General features: G+C 68.2%; 12 protein-coding genes. 5 read left to right on the top strand and 7 right to left on the bottom strand.

The window, feature by feature from the left end:
• Positions 1-30 precede the first annotated feature (30 nt).
• Complete coding sequence (locus AC1DVI_RS06815) at positions 31-225, bottom strand: hypothetical protein (protein ID WP_476957281.1); 195 nt, start codon at positions 223-225, stop codon at positions 31-33.
• A gap of 282 nt (positions 226-507) precedes the next feature.
• Between AC1DVI_RS06815 and AC1DVI_RS06810 the strand changes: the two genes are divergently transcribed.
• From AC1DVI_RS06810 to AC1DVI_RS06790, 5 genes are all read left to right on the top strand, one after another.
• Entirely contained in the window at positions 508-993 is a 486-nt protein-coding gene (locus AC1DVI_RS06810) for a MerR family transcriptional regulator (RefSeq protein WP_476957280.1), read from the top strand.
• On the top strand, positions 990-2,153 hold the full coding sequence (locus AC1DVI_RS06805; RefSeq protein WP_476957279.1) for a thiolase family protein: 1,164 nt from the start codon (positions 990-992) through the stop codon (positions 2,151-2,153). The genes AC1DVI_RS06810 and AC1DVI_RS06805 overlap by 4 nt, the downstream gene beginning before the upstream one ends.
• 27 nt (positions 2,154-2,180) lie before the next feature.
• On the top strand, positions 2,181-4,514 hold the full coding sequence (locus AC1DVI_RS06800; protein ID WP_476957278.1) for a 3-hydroxyacyl-CoA dehydrogenase/enoyl-CoA hydratase family protein: 2,334 nt from the start codon (positions 2,181-2,183) through the stop codon (positions 4,512-4,514).
• Between the two features lie 17 nt (positions 4,515-4,531).
• Complete coding sequence (locus AC1DVI_RS06795; RefSeq protein WP_476957277.1) at positions 4,532-6,322, top strand: acyl-CoA dehydrogenase C-terminal domain-containing protein; 1,791 nt, start codon at positions 4,532-4,534, stop codon at positions 6,320-6,322.
• Positions 6,323-6,770: 448 nt separating this feature from the next.
• Positions 6,771-7,415, top strand: a complete 645-nt coding sequence (locus AC1DVI_RS06790) for a response regulator (protein WP_094304847.1) — start codon at positions 6,771-6,773, stop codon at positions 7,413-7,415.
• Positions 7,416-7,506: 91 nt separating this feature from the next.
• Here the strand turns inward: AC1DVI_RS06790 and AC1DVI_RS06785 are convergent, their stop codons facing one another.
• The 6 genes from AC1DVI_RS06785 to AC1DVI_RS06760 form a co-directional block, all read right to left on the bottom strand.
• Positions 7,507-7,941: a CBS domain-containing protein gene (locus AC1DVI_RS06785; RefSeq protein ID WP_476957276.1), complete on the bottom strand. Its 435-nt coding sequence runs from the start codon at positions 7,939-7,941 to the stop codon at positions 7,507-7,509.
• A 162-nt stretch (positions 7,942-8,103) separates the two neighbouring features.
• Complete coding sequence (locus AC1DVI_RS06780; RefSeq protein WP_145627166.1) at positions 8,104-8,802, bottom strand: OmpW/AlkL family protein; 699 nt, start codon at positions 8,800-8,802, stop codon at positions 8,104-8,106.
• A 160-nt stretch (positions 8,803-8,962) separates the two neighbouring features.
• On the bottom strand, positions 8,963-9,451 hold the full coding sequence (locus AC1DVI_RS06775) for a hypothetical protein (RefSeq protein WP_476957275.1): 489 nt from the start codon (positions 9,449-9,451) through the stop codon (positions 8,963-8,965).
• 14 nt (positions 9,452-9,465) lie between these two features.
• A complete protein-coding gene (locus AC1DVI_RS06770) occupies positions 9,466-10,611 on the bottom strand; it encodes an NAD(P)/FAD-dependent oxidoreductase (RefSeq protein ID WP_476957274.1) in 1,146 nt (381 codons plus the stop codon).
• 110 nt (positions 10,612-10,721) lie between these two features.
• Entirely contained in the window at positions 10,722-14,183 is a 3,462-nt protein-coding gene (locus tag AC1DVI_RS06765; RefSeq protein ID WP_476957273.1) for a chromosome segregation SMC family protein, read from the bottom strand.
• 25 nt (positions 14,184-14,208) lie between these two features.
• Positions 14,209-14,889: a DsbA family protein gene (locus AC1DVI_RS06760; protein WP_476957272.1), complete on the bottom strand. Its 681-nt coding sequence runs from the start codon at positions 14,887-14,889 to the stop codon at positions 14,209-14,211.
• Between the last annotated feature and the right edge of the window lie 69 nt (positions 14,890-14,958).

The raw sequence follows: 14,958 nt of genomic DNA, 5'->3' as shown, positions 1-14,958 counted from the left end.
GGGGCTTTTGCTTTTCCTGAACTGACTTTTTTAGACGATCTTTTTGTGCTCGTCGTCGCGCTGCCGGGTGAGAAGCATCAGGATGGCCACAACGACCGCGAAGAAGGCGGTCAGCGCTACGTAGAACAGCAACGCGACCCCGACCGTCAGGGTGCCGATCAGCACCATGGCGAGTATCCAGACGCCCAGCGATACGATGGCGCGCGACGACATCGGCTGTCCCAACCCTGTTTGCCGTGACTCCGGTTTGTCCTGCCCTGTAACCGTCCGTTGCGCCCGGCCATTCCTGGCCCGGGTCTGCCGGCGGCATGTTTTTGAATGCCCCGAGCCTGCCATAGCTGGGGAGGCTCATCGCCCGTGGCATGCTGTCACAGCGCGCCCGCGCCGCACCCCGAAAAGCCATCGGGAGGGCGCCCGAAGGGGAGCGGGCTGCCCGCTTGACAGCAAATGGCAAGGGCCTTACCTTTACGTAAACGTCAACTAATGACGATCGAGGGAGGGTGGGGAATGTCGCAACCCGCAAGGTTGATGGGGCTTGGCACGCGCGCCGACGCCGGGGTGGAGCCCGGGGCGGACGGTGCCGGACGCTTCTTCGCCATCGGTGAACTGGCCGACGAATTCGGGCTGACCCACCGCACCATCCGCCATTACGAGGACGAAGGGCTGCTGGCGCCGGAGCGCGACGGCACCGCCCGCGTCTACGGCCACCGCGATCGCGCGCGACTCGCGCTGATCTGCCGGGGCAAGCGGCTGGGCTTCAGCCTCGCCGAGATCAAGGAATTCCTCACCCTCTACGACGCGGACGAGATCCAGAAGGAGCAGATGCGCTTCATGCAGCGCATCGCCCGCCGCCGCATCGCCGACCTGGAACGGCAACTCCAGGACGTCCAGCAGACGCTGGGCGAGCTGCGCATCATCGACACCCAGATCTCCGACCATTTCCGCAAGAACGGAATCACGGAGACGCAGACCACGGAGGACACGCAACCATGACTTCGGCGCCTTTGACCACGCCCGCAAATCCGGTCGTCATCGCTGGCTACGCCCGCTCCCCCTTCGCTTTCGCCAACAAGGGCGAACTGGCGAAGGTCCGTCCCGACGACCTGCTGGCCCACGTCGTCGCGGCGCTGGTCGAGCGCACGGGCGTCAACCCGCAGGACATCGAGGATGTGGTCGTCGGCTGCGCCTTCCCCGAGGGCGAGCAGGGCATGAACATCGCCCGCACCGTGTCCTTCCTGGCGAAGCTGCCGCTGACCGCCGGGGCCACAACGATCAACCGCTACTGCGGCTCCTCCATGCAGGCGATCCATCAGGCGGCGGGCGCCATCCAGATGGGGGCGGGCGAGGTCTTCCTGTGCGGCGGCATCGAGTCGATGAGCCGCGTCCCGATGATGGGCTACAACCCGCTGCCGCATCCGGGCCTGAAGGACCATTACCCTGAAGCCTACTGCTCGATGGGCGTTACGGCGGAGAATGTCGCCCGCCGCTACGAGATTTCCCGCGCCGATCAGGAGGCGATGGCCGCCGAATCCCACGCCAAGGCCGCCGCGGCCCAGCAGGCCGGGCGCCTCGCCGAGGAGATCGTCGCCATCCAGACCGCCGCCGGCCTCGTGGAGCGCGACGGCTGCATCCGCCCCGGCACCAGCGGGGAGACGCTGAGCGGCCTGAAGCCCGCCTTCCTGGCCGACGGCTCGGTCACCGCCGGCACCTCCTCCCCCCTGACGGACGGCGCCTCGGCGGTGCTGGTGACGACGGAGGCCTACGCCAAGGCCAACGGCCTGCCGATCCTCGCCCGCATCCGCTCCGTCGCGGTGGCCGGCTGCGCGCCGGAGGTGATGGGGCTCGGCCCGGTCCCGGCGGCGCAGAAGGCGCTGGCGCGCGCCGGCCTGTCGATCCGCGACATCGACGTGATCGAGCTGAACGAGGCCTTCGCCGCCCAGGCCATCGCCTGCATGCGCGACCTCGACATCGACCCGGCCAAGGTGAACCTGGATGGCGGCGCCATCGCGCTCGGCCACCCGCTCGGCGCCACCGGCGCCCGCATCACCGGCAAGGCCGCGGCCCTTCTGAAGCGTGAGGGCAAGCAATTCGCTCTCGCCACCCAGTGCATCGGCGGCGGCCAGGGCATCGCCACCATCCTGGAAGCGGTCTGACGGCGGCGGGACAGGGAGGCAACGACCATGGAAATCAAACGCGCCGCCGTGATCGGCTCCGGCGTGATGGGCAGCGGCATCGCCGCCCATTTCGCGAACGCCGGCATCCCCGTCGTCCTGCTCGACATCCCCGCCAAGGAGGGTGACGACCGCAGCGCCATCGCCAAGGGGGCCGTCGAGAGGCTCCTGAAGACCGACCCCGCGCCCTTCATGCACCCGAAGAACGCCAAGCTGGTGACTCCGGGCAATCTGGAGGACGATCTGGCCCTGCTGGCCGACGTCGACTGGATCGTCGAGGCCATCGTGGAGAATCCGTCGGTCAAGGCCGACCTTTACCGGCGCATCGACCCGGTGCGCAAGGACGGTTCCGTGGTGTCGTCCAACACCTCGACCATCCCGCTGGGCGTGCTGGTCGAGGGACAGTCGGACGCCTTCAGGCGCGACTTCCTGATCACCCACTTCTTCAACCCGCCGCGCTACATGCGGCTGCTGGAGATCGTGGGGGGCGAGGCCACCCGGCCCGATGCGCTGGCCGCCGTCGCCGACGTCTGCGACCGCGCGCTGGGCAAGGGCGTGGTCCGCTGCAAGGACACGCCGGGCTTCATCGCCAACCGCATCGGCGTCTACTGGATCCAGACGGCGATCAACGCCGCCGTCGATCTCGGCCTGACAGTGGAGGAGGCCGACGCCATCATCGGCCGCCCCATGGGCATCCCGAAAACCGGCGTGTTCGGCCTGGTCGATCTCGTCGGGCTCGACCTGATGCCGCACATCGCCAAGAGCCTTTTGGCGACCCTGCCGGACAACGACCCCTACCGCGCCGCCTTCCGCGAGCACCCGGTCATCACCCGGATGATCGCGGAGGGCTATACGGGCCGCAAGGGCAAGGGCGGATTCTACCGCCTGAACCGGGATGGCGGGGCGAAGGTCAAGGAGGCCATCGACCTGTCCACCGGCGCCTACCGCCGCTCCGACAAGCCGCGGCTGGAGAGCGTGTCCACCGCCGGGCGCGACCTGCGGGCGCTGGCCGACTTCCCCGACAAGACCGGCCAATACGCCCGCCGGGTGCTCGCCCACACGCTGGCCTACGCCGCGTCGCTGGTGCCGGAGATCGCCGACAGCATCGTCGCGGTCGATGAGGGGATGCGGCTCGGCTACAACTGGAAGCAGGGTCCGTTCGAGCTGATCGACCGGCTGGGCACCGCCTGGTTCGCCGACCTCTGCCGCAGCGAGGGCATTCCCGTCCCGCCGCTGGTCGAGCAGGCCGCCGGGCGGCCCTTCTACCGGGTGGAGGACGGCAAGCTCCAGCACCTGACCACCGCCGGCTTCTACGACACGGTGGTGCGTCCCGACGGCGTTCTGCTGCTGTCCGACATCAAGCGGGCGTCGAAGCCGGTGTGGAAGAACGGCTCGGCCAGCCTCTGGGATATCGGCGACGGCGTGCTGTGCGTCGAGTTCACCAGCAAGATGAACGCGCTGGACGGTGACGTCATGGCCGCCTACGGCAAGGCGATGAAGCTGATCGGGGATGGGAAAGGCGATTGGAAGGCGTTGGTCATCCACAACGAGTCCGACAACTTCTCGGTCGGCGCCAATCTCGGCCTTGCCCTGTTCGCCCTGAACGTCGGGCTGTGGCCGCAGATCGAGGAGCTGGTGGAGGGCGGGCAGCGCGCCTACCGCGCCCTGAAATACGCCCCCTTCCCGGTGGTGGCGGCGCCCAGCGGCATGGCGCTCGGCGGCGGCTGCGAGATCCTGCTGCATTCCGACCATGTGCAGGCCCATGCCGAGACCTACATGGGGCTGGTCGAGGTCGGTGTCGGGCTGATCCCCGGCTGGGGCGGCTGCACGGAGATGCTGGCCCGCCACGCCGCCAACCCGCGCACGCCGAAGGGGCCGATGCCGCCCATCGCCGGGGCCTTCGAAACCATCAGCCTCGCCAAGGTCGCCAAGTCGGCGGCGGAGGCCAAGGACCTGCTGTACCTGCGTACCGGCGACGGCATCACCATGAACCGCGACCGCCTGCTGGCCGACGCCAAGGCCAAGGCGCTGGAGCTGGCGGCGGACTACACCCCGCCGGAGACGGTCACCTACACGCTCCCCGGCCCCAACGGTCGGGCCGCGCTGGAGCTGTTCCTCGAAGGCTTCGCGCTTCAGGGCAAGGCGACGCCGCACGACATGGTGGTCTGCGGCAAGCTGGCCGGAATCCTGACCGGCGGACCGAAGGCCGACGTCACCCAGCCGGTGACCGAGGACCAGATGCTGGCGCTGGAGCGCAAGGCCTTCATGGAACTGGTGCGCACCGAGGGCACCATCGACCGGGTGGAGCACATGCTGACCACCGGCAAGCCGCTGCGGAACTGATGGGGGGGGACTGAGCAATGCCGATCTACAAGGCTCCGCTGGAGGATGTCCGCTTCGTCCTCGACGAGATCGTCGGCTCGGGCAAGCTGGCCGAACTGCCGGGTTACGAGGACGCCACCCCCGACCTGATCGCCCAGGTCCTCGAGGAGGGCGCCAAGCTGTGCGAGGAGGTGCTGTTCCCGCTGAATCAGTCGGGCGACGGCGAGGGCTGCACCTTCGAGAACGGCGTGGTGCGCACGCCCAAGGGCTTCAAGGAGGCCTACGCCACCTACATCGAGGCGGGCTGGCAGGGCCTGGCCTGCGACCCCGCCTATGGCGGGCAGGGGCTGCCCAAGCTGGTCAACACCATGCTGGAGGAGTTCATCTGCTCCGCCAACCTCAGTTTCGGCATGTATCCCGGCCTGTCGCTGGGCGCCTACAACGCACTGGCGACCTATGGGTCGGAGGAGTTGAAGCAGCGCTTCCTCGGCCGGCTGGTCGACGGCACCTGGGCGGGCACCATGTGCCTGACCGAGCCGCATTGCGGCACCGACCTGGGGCTGATCCGCACCAAGGCCGTCCCGCAGGAGGACGGCAGCCACACAATCACCGGCACGAAGATCTTCATCTCCGCCGGCGAGCATGACCTGACCGAGAACATCCTGCATCTGGTGCTGGCGCGCCTGCCCGACGCGCCGGCCGGAACGCGCGGCATCAGCCTGTTCCTGGTGCCGAAGTTCCTGCCCAACGAGGACGGCGGCGTCGGTCCGCGCAACGGCGTCGCTTGCGGCTCCATCGAGCACAAGATGGGCATCAAGGCGTCGGCGACCTGCGTCATGAACTTCGAGGACGCCACCGGCTGGCTGGTCGGCGAGCCGCACAAGGGCATGCGGGCGATGTTCGTGATGATGAACGCGGCCCGCCTCGCCGTCGGCATCCAGGGGCTGGGGGTGGCCGAGGTCAGCTATCAGAACGCGGTGGCCTACGCCAGGGAACGGCTCCAGGGCCGCTCCCTGAAGGGCACCGCGCATCCCGACAAACCGGCCGACCCGATCATCGTGCATCCCGACGTGCGGCGGAACCTGCTGACCGCCCGCGCCTACACCGAGGGTGCCCGGGCGCTCGGCGCCCTGGTCGGCTACAAACTGGATGTGGCGGAGAAGCACGCGGACGAAAAGACGCGCAAGGAGGCGGACGAGTTCGTCCAGCTGATGACGCCGATCGTCAAGGCGCTGTTCACCGACATCGGCTTCGAGTCGGCCAACATTGCCGTGCAGGTGCATGGCGGGCATGGTTTCATCTGGGAAACCGGCGTGGAGCAGTATGTCCGCGACGCCCGGATCTGCCAGATCTACGAGGGCACCAACGGCATTCAGGCGCTGGACCTCGTGGGGCGCAAGCTGCCGCAGGACATGGGCCGGCTGCTGCGCCGCTTCTTCCATCCCGTCGGCGCCGAGATCGAGGCCGACATGGAGACGGAGGACTTGGCCGAATTCGTCCTGCCGCTCGCCAAGGCCTTCGCCAAGCTCCAACAGGCGACCGCCATCATCGCGCAGAAGGGGATGAAGGACCCGGAGGAGGCGGGGGCGGCCGCCACCGACTACCTGCGGCTGTTCGGTCTGGTGGCGCTCGGCTGGATGTGGCTGAGGATGGTCAAGGCCGCGCAGGCGAAACTGGCGGCGGGGGAAGGCGACGCGGCCTTCCTCGAAGCCAAGATCAGGACGGCCCGATTCTACATGACGAAACTGCTGCCGCAGACCAACGCCCTGTTCGTCATCATCATGGCGGGGTCCAGTCCCCTGATGGAGATGGACGAGGCCGCCTTCTGAGGATCAGCCTTACGGGGTCTATGTCTTTGGGCCGGGATCGGTGTATGCTTCACCCATTCCGGCCTTTTCGCTTCGAGAGATGCGAAAGATAGAAAGTACGAAAACGATGGTTCTTTGTCATGAGCAAGCCTATGGCTTGATACATTCGTGCTCACTTTCGTCATGGGTGGACGTCGCGTAAAATGGATATTGCTGTCACGCAGCAATGCCATTGCTCAGAGCCTGCCATGTGACAAAGGTTGAATTCGGGTTGTCCACCCCCACCGGAACGTGGTACATCTGATGTGACATTACCCTGCATAAGGACTTTCTATACCTTTTGGAATTGGGTCATATGATGCTTGAAAATGACCTGCATTTTTTCCGAAACTGAGGGTTGGAACACTGGCCTTGTGTCAGGGCTGTACGTTCGGACCATTGAAAGCACTGAGTACGGGGGCACCACCAGATGAAAATCCTGATCGGAGACGACCATGTGCTTTTCCGGGAGGGATTGCGCAGGCTGCTGGAGCAGCTGAAGGAGGGAGCCAGCTTTGAGGAAGCCAGCAACTTTGATGAGCTTCTGGAAAAGGCTGGCAAGGGTGAGACCTACGATCTCGTCCTGACCGATCTGCGCATGCCCGGTTGGCCCGGCTTCTCCGGCATCCAAGACCTGCGGGGAAAGCAGCCCGACTCCAAGGTCGTGGTCGTGTCTGCGTCCGAGGCGCATCACGACGTGCGCGACGCGTTGGAGCACGGTGCCGCAGGCTACATCCCGAAATCCTCCAGCGTGAAGATCATGCTCAGCGCGCTGGATCTCATCTTCTCCGGCGGCGTCTATGTGCCGCCGACCGTGCTGCGCGAGTCTGGGGAGTCGGAGGTGCGCGTCGGCGCCATCCCGCCCAGCGACCCGCAGCTCGACCATCTGCTGACCCAGCGTCAGCGCGAAGTTCTGGACCGCCTGCGCGAAGGCAAGTCCAACAAGCAGATCGCCCATGAGCTGGGCCTGTCGGAGGGCACGGTGAAGATCCACATGACCGCGATCTTCAAGTCGCTGGGTGTGCGCAACCGCACCCAAGCCGCCATGGCTTTCCCACAGTCGCATTCCGCCTGAAACGCCAGACTGAACGTCCGGTTGTCCTGCCTTTGAAAACGCCCGCGGGATGGTCCGCGGGCGTTTTCGTTTATGGAATGGTGAATGGGGCTCAGCCCATTCCGGCGACGTAGCCGCGCAGGGACTCGACCTCCAGTTCCGCGTCGTCCAGCCGCGCCTTCACGATGTCGCCGATGCTGACCAATCCGACGAGTTCGCCGTCCTGCAGGATCGGCAGATGGCGGATGCGGCGTTGCGTCATGACGCCCATGATCTGGGACACCGTGTCGGACGGGCTCCCGGTCACGAGGTCACGGGTCATCAGGTCGCCGGCGGGCCGCTCCAGGGCGGCGGCCCCATCGGCGGCCACAGCGCGGACAATGTCGCGTTCGGACAGGATTCCAGCGGGCCGGCCGTCATCCCTCATCACCAGGACGGCGCCGATTTTGTGATGGGCGAGCTTGCGGGCGACCGCGTCGATCCGGTCCTCCGGACTGGCGGTGATAATCCCCGTGCCCTTCCTTTTCAAGACGGCGGCAATGTGCATGGTTGCGCTTCCTCCCGCGCGGATTCACGAAAGGGTATGCTCACCCACAGTTGCCGCTGTAGGAAGTCGCAAAAAGGAACAGGCCGGCTACTCCTTTCGGAGTAACCGGCCTGAATCCAGCGGTTTCGCGAAGCCTCTCGTGAGACGCTCCGGAATTACCGATTAGAAGCGGTAGCCGACGCCGATGCCGATCAGCCACGGATCGATCTTGACGTCCGAAGTGACCGGAACGCCGCTGACGTTGGCGGTCACGTCGGTCTTCAGGAAGATCTTCTTGACGTCGAGGTTCAGCGACCAGTTGCCGGTCAGGGCAACGTCGACACCAGCCTGAAGCGCCCAGCCGAAGCGGTTCTTGTAGTCGACGGTGTTGGTCGTGAAGCCGTCCGCGTTGGTGCTGCGGGCGGCGGTCTCATCGTAGAACCAGGTGTAGTTGATGCCGGCGCCGACGTACGGGCTGACGCGCTCCTTCGTGAAGAAGTGGTACTGGGCCGTCAGGGTCGGCGGCAGCAGCGACACCTTGCCCACGTCGATGTCGTTGCCGGTGATCAGCGAACCGGAAACCTTGTGACGGGTGGTGCCGGCGATCAGTTCCAGAGCGATGTTGTCGGTGATGAAGTAGGAGACGTCGAGTTCGGGGATGTAATCGTTCTCGATGTCCACGCTGCCGATGTTGCTGCCGCCGAACGGACCGCCGCCGATCAGGTCACCATTTTCCTGCGGGATCACGGCCAGGGCGCGCGCGCGCACCAGGATGTCACCGGCGGACTTGCCCTTGAAATCCTGGGCCAGCGACGGGGAGGAAACGGCGGCGAGAGCCGTGGTCGCCAGCAGGGCGGCAGCGGCGCGCTTCAGGAAAGTCATGGGATTCGCTCCAGGGCAGAATTAGCTGATGTCGTTTTTTTGGCTTAAAGCCTGGAGATGTATTACCAGAGTTTTTCTAGGGTTGCTATGCCGCCTCAACCAAAGCGTCATAGTGAGGCGGCTTTGCAACAGCGACGAGTTGTCGCATGGACTGGAACTCTTACCGCGCTGGGGCCATGGAGGGTTGTGGGGACTGGGAGGGGACTTGCGCCAGGCAGTTCTGTACGATCGCGTAGCATTGGCCGAGTCGGCTTCCGCCGCTGGACGACCCGCCATACACGATGCGCTCCACCACGCCATTGCGCAGGGTGAAGGTCGCCTCGCAGTCGACGCTGGTCACGTCGTAGCCGTAGCCGCCCCATCCACCGTAGGGATAGCCCCAGTAGCCGCCGTAACCGCCCCAGGCCGGGTAGGAGATCAGACGGTTGCTGCGGTAGGTGAAGAATTCCAGGTCTCCGGTGGTGGCCTGCCGTTCGGGAACTCCGGCGCAGGACAGCAGGGTCTGCTTCGGCATGCCGACCAGCGCGTTCTGCGCGATCATCGCCTGATCGGCGGCCGGGTTGGCGCAGCCGCCCAGAAGACCGCCAACCAGAAGTCCGCCGGCCAGAAGAATCGCACCGAAACCGTTTCCTGCCATCGTTCCGCGCATCGCCGTGTCTCCCGTCAGGGGCGCCGCAGCCGGGCCGGCGCCAGATCCTCCGCACGCACGCCGAGCGCCGCGACCTCCGCCGGCAGGCCGCGTCCGGTGGCCAGGGCCGCTGCGGTGCGGCCCATGGCCGGTGCCGTCTGGATGCCGTAGCCGCCCTGGCCCGCCAGCCAGAAGAAACCGTCCGCGGACTCGTCGTAGCCCACCACCATCACCTTGTCGGCGACGAAGCTGCGCAGGCCCGCCCATTTGTGCGTGATACGTCGAACGGAGAAGCGCACCGCCTGTTCCATACGGTCGACGGCGACGGCGATGTCCAACTCCTCCGGTTGCACGTCGCAGGGCTCCACGGGCGTCTCGTCGGCGGGGGAGAGCAGCAGCCGGCCCGATTCCGGCTTCATGTAGAACTGCTCGTCCACGTCGATGGTCATTGGCCAGCCGGCGAGGCCCGCCACGTCCGCCGGGTCGGCGAACACCGGATCGAAGGTGATGGCGGTGCGCCGCTTCGGCACCAGCCCGACGGGGCGTGCGCCGGCCATTCCCGCCAGACCGTCGGCCCAGGCGCCTGCCGCGTTGACCAGCACCGGGGCGGCGAAGTCGCCCGCCGGGGTGGAGGCGATCCACATCCCGTCGCGCCGCTCCAGCGCCGTCACTCCGGCGTCGGTCACCAGCCGGCCGCCGCGCGCCTTCAGCCCACGCAGATAACCGCCGTGGATGGCGTGAACGTCCATGTCCATGGCCGTCGGCTCCCACACCGCGCCATCCACGTAATCCCTCTTGAGGAAGGGGGCGCGGGCGAGCGCCTCGGCGCGGTCGAGGCGCTCGACGGTTGGAGTCAGCCGCCGCCCCTCGGCGAAGTCGCGGTCCAGCGCGGCGGTCTGGTCGGCCCGTCCGATCAGCAGGACGCCGCGCGGGGTCAGAAGCGGGTGCTCCGAAAAGCCCTCCGGTGGGTTGATGTAGAAATCCCAGCTCGCCACCGTCAGCGCGCGGACCACCGGGTGCCCGTAGGTCTGGGTGTAGAGCGCCGCCGACCGGCCAGTGGAGTGGTAGCCGGGCTGGCTCTCCCGTTCCAGCACGATGACGCTGCCGTGCGCCGCCAGCTCATAGGCCGCCGAGGCACCGGCCATGCCGCCGCCGACGATCAGGAAATCCACCCGTTCCACGTCCACTCTCCCTTTCCGGCGCCCGCGCCGGTCATTCATCCGCCTTATCTTAGGCGTCCGGGAGAGCGGAATGAAGCCGTGAAAGCCTGCGGATGGGGGATTGGGGCCGGTTACGCCGCCCCGCGCAGTTCCTCGGCCTTTTGCAGGTCCACGCTGACCAGTTGCGACACGCCCCGTTCGACCATGGTCACGCCGAACAGCCGGTCCACGCGGGCCATGGTCAGGCGGTGGTGGGTGATGATGAGGAATCGGGTGTTGCCCTCCCGCGCGATGTCTTCCACCAGATCGCAGAAGCGGCCGACATTCGCTTCGTCCAGCGGCGCGTCGACCTCGTCCAGCACGCAGATCGGGGCGGGGTTGGAGCGGAAGACGGCAAACAGCAGCGACAGCGCCGTCAACGCCTGTTCGCCGCCGGACAACAGCGACAGCACCTGCAGCTTCTTGCCCGGCGGGCTGGCGTAGATCTCCAGCCCGGCCTGCAGCGGGTCCTCGGCGCTGACCAGCTCCAGATGCGCCTTGCCGCCGCCGAACAGGCGGATGAACAGCTCCTGGAAATTGCGGTTCACCGTGTCGAAGGAGGCGACCAGACGCTCCCGCGCCTCGCGGTTCAGGCTGGCGATGCCTTGGCGCAGGCGGGCGATGGCGCTGACCAGATCCTCGCGCTCGGTCTGCAGCGTGCCGATCTGCGTTTCCAGCTCCGCCGCCTCGATCTCGGCGCGCAGATTGACCGGCCCCATGTTCTCCCGCTCGCGGGTCAGCTTGTCGAGGCGCGATTCCACGACCGCCACGTCGGGCATCGCCTCGTCGGCGGGAAGGTCGGCGGCGGCGCGGGTCTGCTCGGGGCGGCAGTTCAGCCGCTCGGCGATGCGCTCGGTCAGGGTCTGGCCGTTCTGCAGCGCGGCGGAGACGGCGGCCTCGGCGTGGGCGCGGGCCTCTCGGGCGTCGGCCAGACCGGACTCGGCCTGCTTCAGCAGCTTCTCGGTCTCGGCCAGCCGGTTCTCGGCTTCGGCCAGGGCGTCCGCCGCGCGCTTGCGGGCGCGCTCGGCCTCGCTGATCCGGCCGAGCAGGGCCTGCCGGTCGGCCTCGATCGCCGCCGGGCGGCTTTGCAATTGGGCGAGGTCGGCTTCGGCGGCGGCGGCGCGCTGCTTCAGCTCGGCCACGCGCCCGCCCGCCCCGGCGGAGCGGGTGCCCCAGGAGGCGACGTCCTGCTGGATGGCGGACAAGCGCTGGCGGCGGGACTGCGCCTCACGGGTCAGGCGGTCCAGCGCGTTCTGTTTCTCGGCCAGGACGGCGCGGTGCTCGGCGAGCGTGGCGCGGCGGTCGTTGACGGCGTCGCGGCCCTCGCGCGGGTCGGGCAGGGCGTCCAGCAGCTCCCGCGCCTCCTCCAGAGCGGCCTCGGCCTCCTGCCGGTCGGTGTCCAGCCGAGCGATGCCATCGACCACCGCCGCGAGCTTCGATGCGGCGGCGTCGGCCTCGCGGGCCAGCTTGGCGTGGCGGTCGCGGGCGGCGGTCACCCCGGCGAAGGCCTCGCGCACCGCGTCGCGGGCGCGACGATCGGCCTGGGCGGCCTCCTCGACGGCGCGTTTTGCCTCGTCCAGGGCGTCGCGGGCGACCTCCAGCCGCTCGTCGGCGAGGTCCAGCTCGCCGCGCAGCTCGTTCAGGCGGTTGCGCTGCTTCAGGCGGACGGCGGCGGCGGTTGGCGCGCCGGCCTGCACGGTCAGCCCGTCCCAGCGCCACGCCCCGCCGTCGCGGCTGACCAGGGTCTGGCCAGGGGCAAGACCGGCGGCCAGGGCCGCACCCGCCGCGTCGTCGGCCACCACGCCGATGTGTGACAGGGCGCGGGCGGCGGCCTCCGGTCCCTGGACGCGGGTGGCCAGCGGTTCGGCTCCGGCGGGCAGGGGAGCGGCGGCGGGGTAGGGCGGCAGAGGACGCCAGTGGACCGGGGCAGCCTCGTCCAGCGGGGCGGTCAGCGCGTCGCCCAGCGCCGCGGCCAGGGCACCCTCATAGCCGGGGGCGACGGTCACCGCGTCGACCAGCGGCGGGAACAGATCGCCCGCTCCGGCGGAGAGAAGCTCGGCCAGCGCCTTCTCTTCCGCCTTCAGCTTGGCGCGGGCGGACTCGGCGGTTTGCAGGACCTCGCGAGCGCGGGCCTGGGCGGGCTCGGCGTCGGACTTGGCGCGTTCGGCCCGCTCGGCGGCCTCGCGGGCGTCCTCCAGCCGCTGTTCGGCCAGCTCGACGGCCAGCTCGGACTCGGCCACGTCGGCGCGGGCGGCGATCTCGCGCTCCAGCGCGTCGCGCTGCGCCTGCTGCTCGGCGAGGCGCCTGGCGAGCCCGGAGGTCCGTGTTTCAAAATCAGCGACCTGCCGCTGGGTGGCGGCGCGGCGGGCCTCGTCGGCGGCGCTCTGCTCGGTCAGGCGGGTCAGCTCGCGGTCGAGCGCGTCCACCGCCTCCCGTGCCTCGGCCAGCGCCTCCCGCGCGGCCTCCTCCAGCATCTCCTCGTCGGCCTGGGCTTCGAGCAGACGGTCGCGCTCGGCCTCCAGCCGGGCCAGGGCATCGCCGGCGTCGGCGGCCAGAGCCTCTTCGCGGCCGAGGTCGCCGGCGATCTGCTGAAGGCGGGAGAGCAGGGCGCGCTGCTGCTCGACGACGCGCTTCTCCTCGGCGTCGAGCTGTTCCTTGGCGATGACCAGCCGTTGCAGGGCGGCGGCGGAGGCGGCTTCGGCCTGACGCTTTTCCGGCAGCCCGGCGGCGTCATCGATGCGGCGGGTGGTCAGCTGGGTGACCGCCAGCATCAGCTCCCGCACGGCACCTTCTGCCTTGGCGAAGGCGCCGCGGGCGCGCGCCAGCTCGCCTTCGTGGGCGATCCAGCGCAGGTGCCAGAGCACGGCCTCCGCCTTGCGGATCTGTTCCGACAGGTTGCGGTAGCGGGCGGCCTGCCGCGCCTGCTTCTTCAAGCTCTGAAGCTGGGTGTCCATGGCCCCGATCACGTCGTCGAGGCGCATGAGGTTGGCTTCGGCCGCCCGCAGCCGCAGCTCCGCCTCGTGCCGGCGGGAGTGCAGGCCGGTGATGCCCGCCGCCTCCTCCAGCAGCATGCGGCGGTCCTGCGGCTTGGCGTTGATGATCTGGCCGACCTTGCCCTGGCTGACCAGCGCCGGGGAACCAGCGCCCGAGGCGTTGTCGGCGAAGAGGAGCTGGACGTCGCGGGCGCGAACCAGCTTGCCGTTGATGCGGTAGTCGGAGCCGTTGCCCCGCTCGATCCGCCGCGTCACCTCCAGCTCGTCGTGCTCGTTGAAGCCGGCGGGGGCGGTGCGCGTGCGGTTGTCGATGAGGAGGGCGACCTCGCCCAGATTGCGCGCCGGACGATTGGCCGTGCCGCCGAAGATGACGTCGTCCATATCGTCGCCGCGCATCCGCTTGGCGGAGGTTTCCCCCATCACCCAGCGCAGCGCCTCCACCAGATTCGACTTGCCGCAGCCGTTGGGGCCGACGATGCCGGTCATGCCCGGCTCGATCACCAGATCGGTGGCGTCGACGAACGACTTGAAGCCGGACAGGCGGAGGCGCGTGAAGTGCACGGGATCGAAGCCTTCTGCCCGGTCCTTACTTCACCAGCTTGTCGATGGCGGCGGCGAAGGTCTCGAAGGACTGCGCGCCGCTGATGGTGGCCGCGCCCTCGTTGAGGACGAAGGTCGGGGTGGCCTCCACCTTGTACTTGTCCTGGCCGACCAGCCGGCTCTGCAGGATGCCGTCGGCCAGCGCCTGGTTGGCCATGCAGGCGTTGATGACCTGCTCGCTCATGCCGGCGAGCTTGCCGTACTGGGCCAGCGCCTTGACCGGATCGGCGGCGCGGCTCCACTGGCCCTGGCTCTTGAACAGAACGTCGAGCAGCGGGTAGTAGCGTTCCGCCGGGGCGCAGCGGGCCAGCATGGAGGCGCGCAGCGCCGCCTGATCGAAGGGGAAGTCGCGGAAGATCAGCTTCGCCTTGCCGGTGTCGATGTAGGCTTCCTTGATCTTCGGCAGCGTCTCGGTGTGGAAGGCGGCGCAGTGCGGGCAGGTCATCGACGAATAGTCGAGGATCGTCACCGGCGCGTTGGGGTTGCCGAGCACCCGGTCGGCCAGCAGGTCGGCGGTCGACGCGGCGGGAGCCTGCGCGGTCTGCATGGGCGGCTGCGCCGGCAGAGTTTGTCCGTTCGACGGCCGGGAACCGACGACGGCGAGCCCGACGATCAGCGTCATGCCGACCGCGATCAGAGCAACGATGCCCAAAAGGTTGCGGTTCACTTTGGCCTCATCCCTACCAGATGTTGATGGTATAATCGAAACTCCCCTTTTGCGGCAAGAGTATGGCCC

It is taken from the genome of Azospirillum sp. P4_B5 (assembly GCF_056402275.1).
The sequence above is the reverse complement of the archived record's forward strand: the minus strand, read 5'-3'. Positions and strand labels throughout refer to the sequence as shown.

Excerpts from the sequence above, each read along its gene's own strand:
- AC1DVI_RS06805 (WP_476957279.1), top strand. The coding sequence starts at position 990 with ATGACTTCGGCGCCTTTGACCACGCCCGCAAATCCGGTCGTCATCGCT.
- AC1DVI_RS06810 (WP_476957280.1), top strand. The coding sequence starts at position 508 with ATGTCGCAACCCGCAAGGTTGATGGGGCTTGGCACGCGCGCCGACGCC.
- AC1DVI_RS06785 (WP_476957276.1), bottom strand. The coding sequence starts at position 7,941 with ATGCACATTGCCGCCGTCTTGAAAAGGAAGGGCACGGGGATTATCACC.
- AC1DVI_RS06775 (WP_476957275.1), bottom strand. The coding sequence starts at position 9,451 with ATGCGCGGAACGATGGCAGGAAACGGTTTCGGTGCGATTCTTCTGGCC.
- AC1DVI_RS06790 (WP_094304847.1), top strand. The coding sequence starts at position 6,771 with ATGAAAATCCTGATCGGAGACGACCATGTGCTTTTCCGGGAGGGATTG.
- AC1DVI_RS06780 (WP_145627166.1), bottom strand. The coding sequence starts at position 8,802 with ATGACTTTCCTGAAGCGCGCCGCTGCCGCCCTGCTGGCGACCACGGCT.
- AC1DVI_RS06795 (WP_476957277.1), top strand. The coding sequence starts at position 4,532 with ATGCCGATCTACAAGGCTCCGCTGGAGGATGTCCGCTTCGTCCTCGAC.
- AC1DVI_RS06800 (WP_476957278.1), top strand. The coding sequence starts at position 2,181 with ATGGAAATCAAACGCGCCGCCGTGATCGGCTCCGGCGTGATGGGCAGC.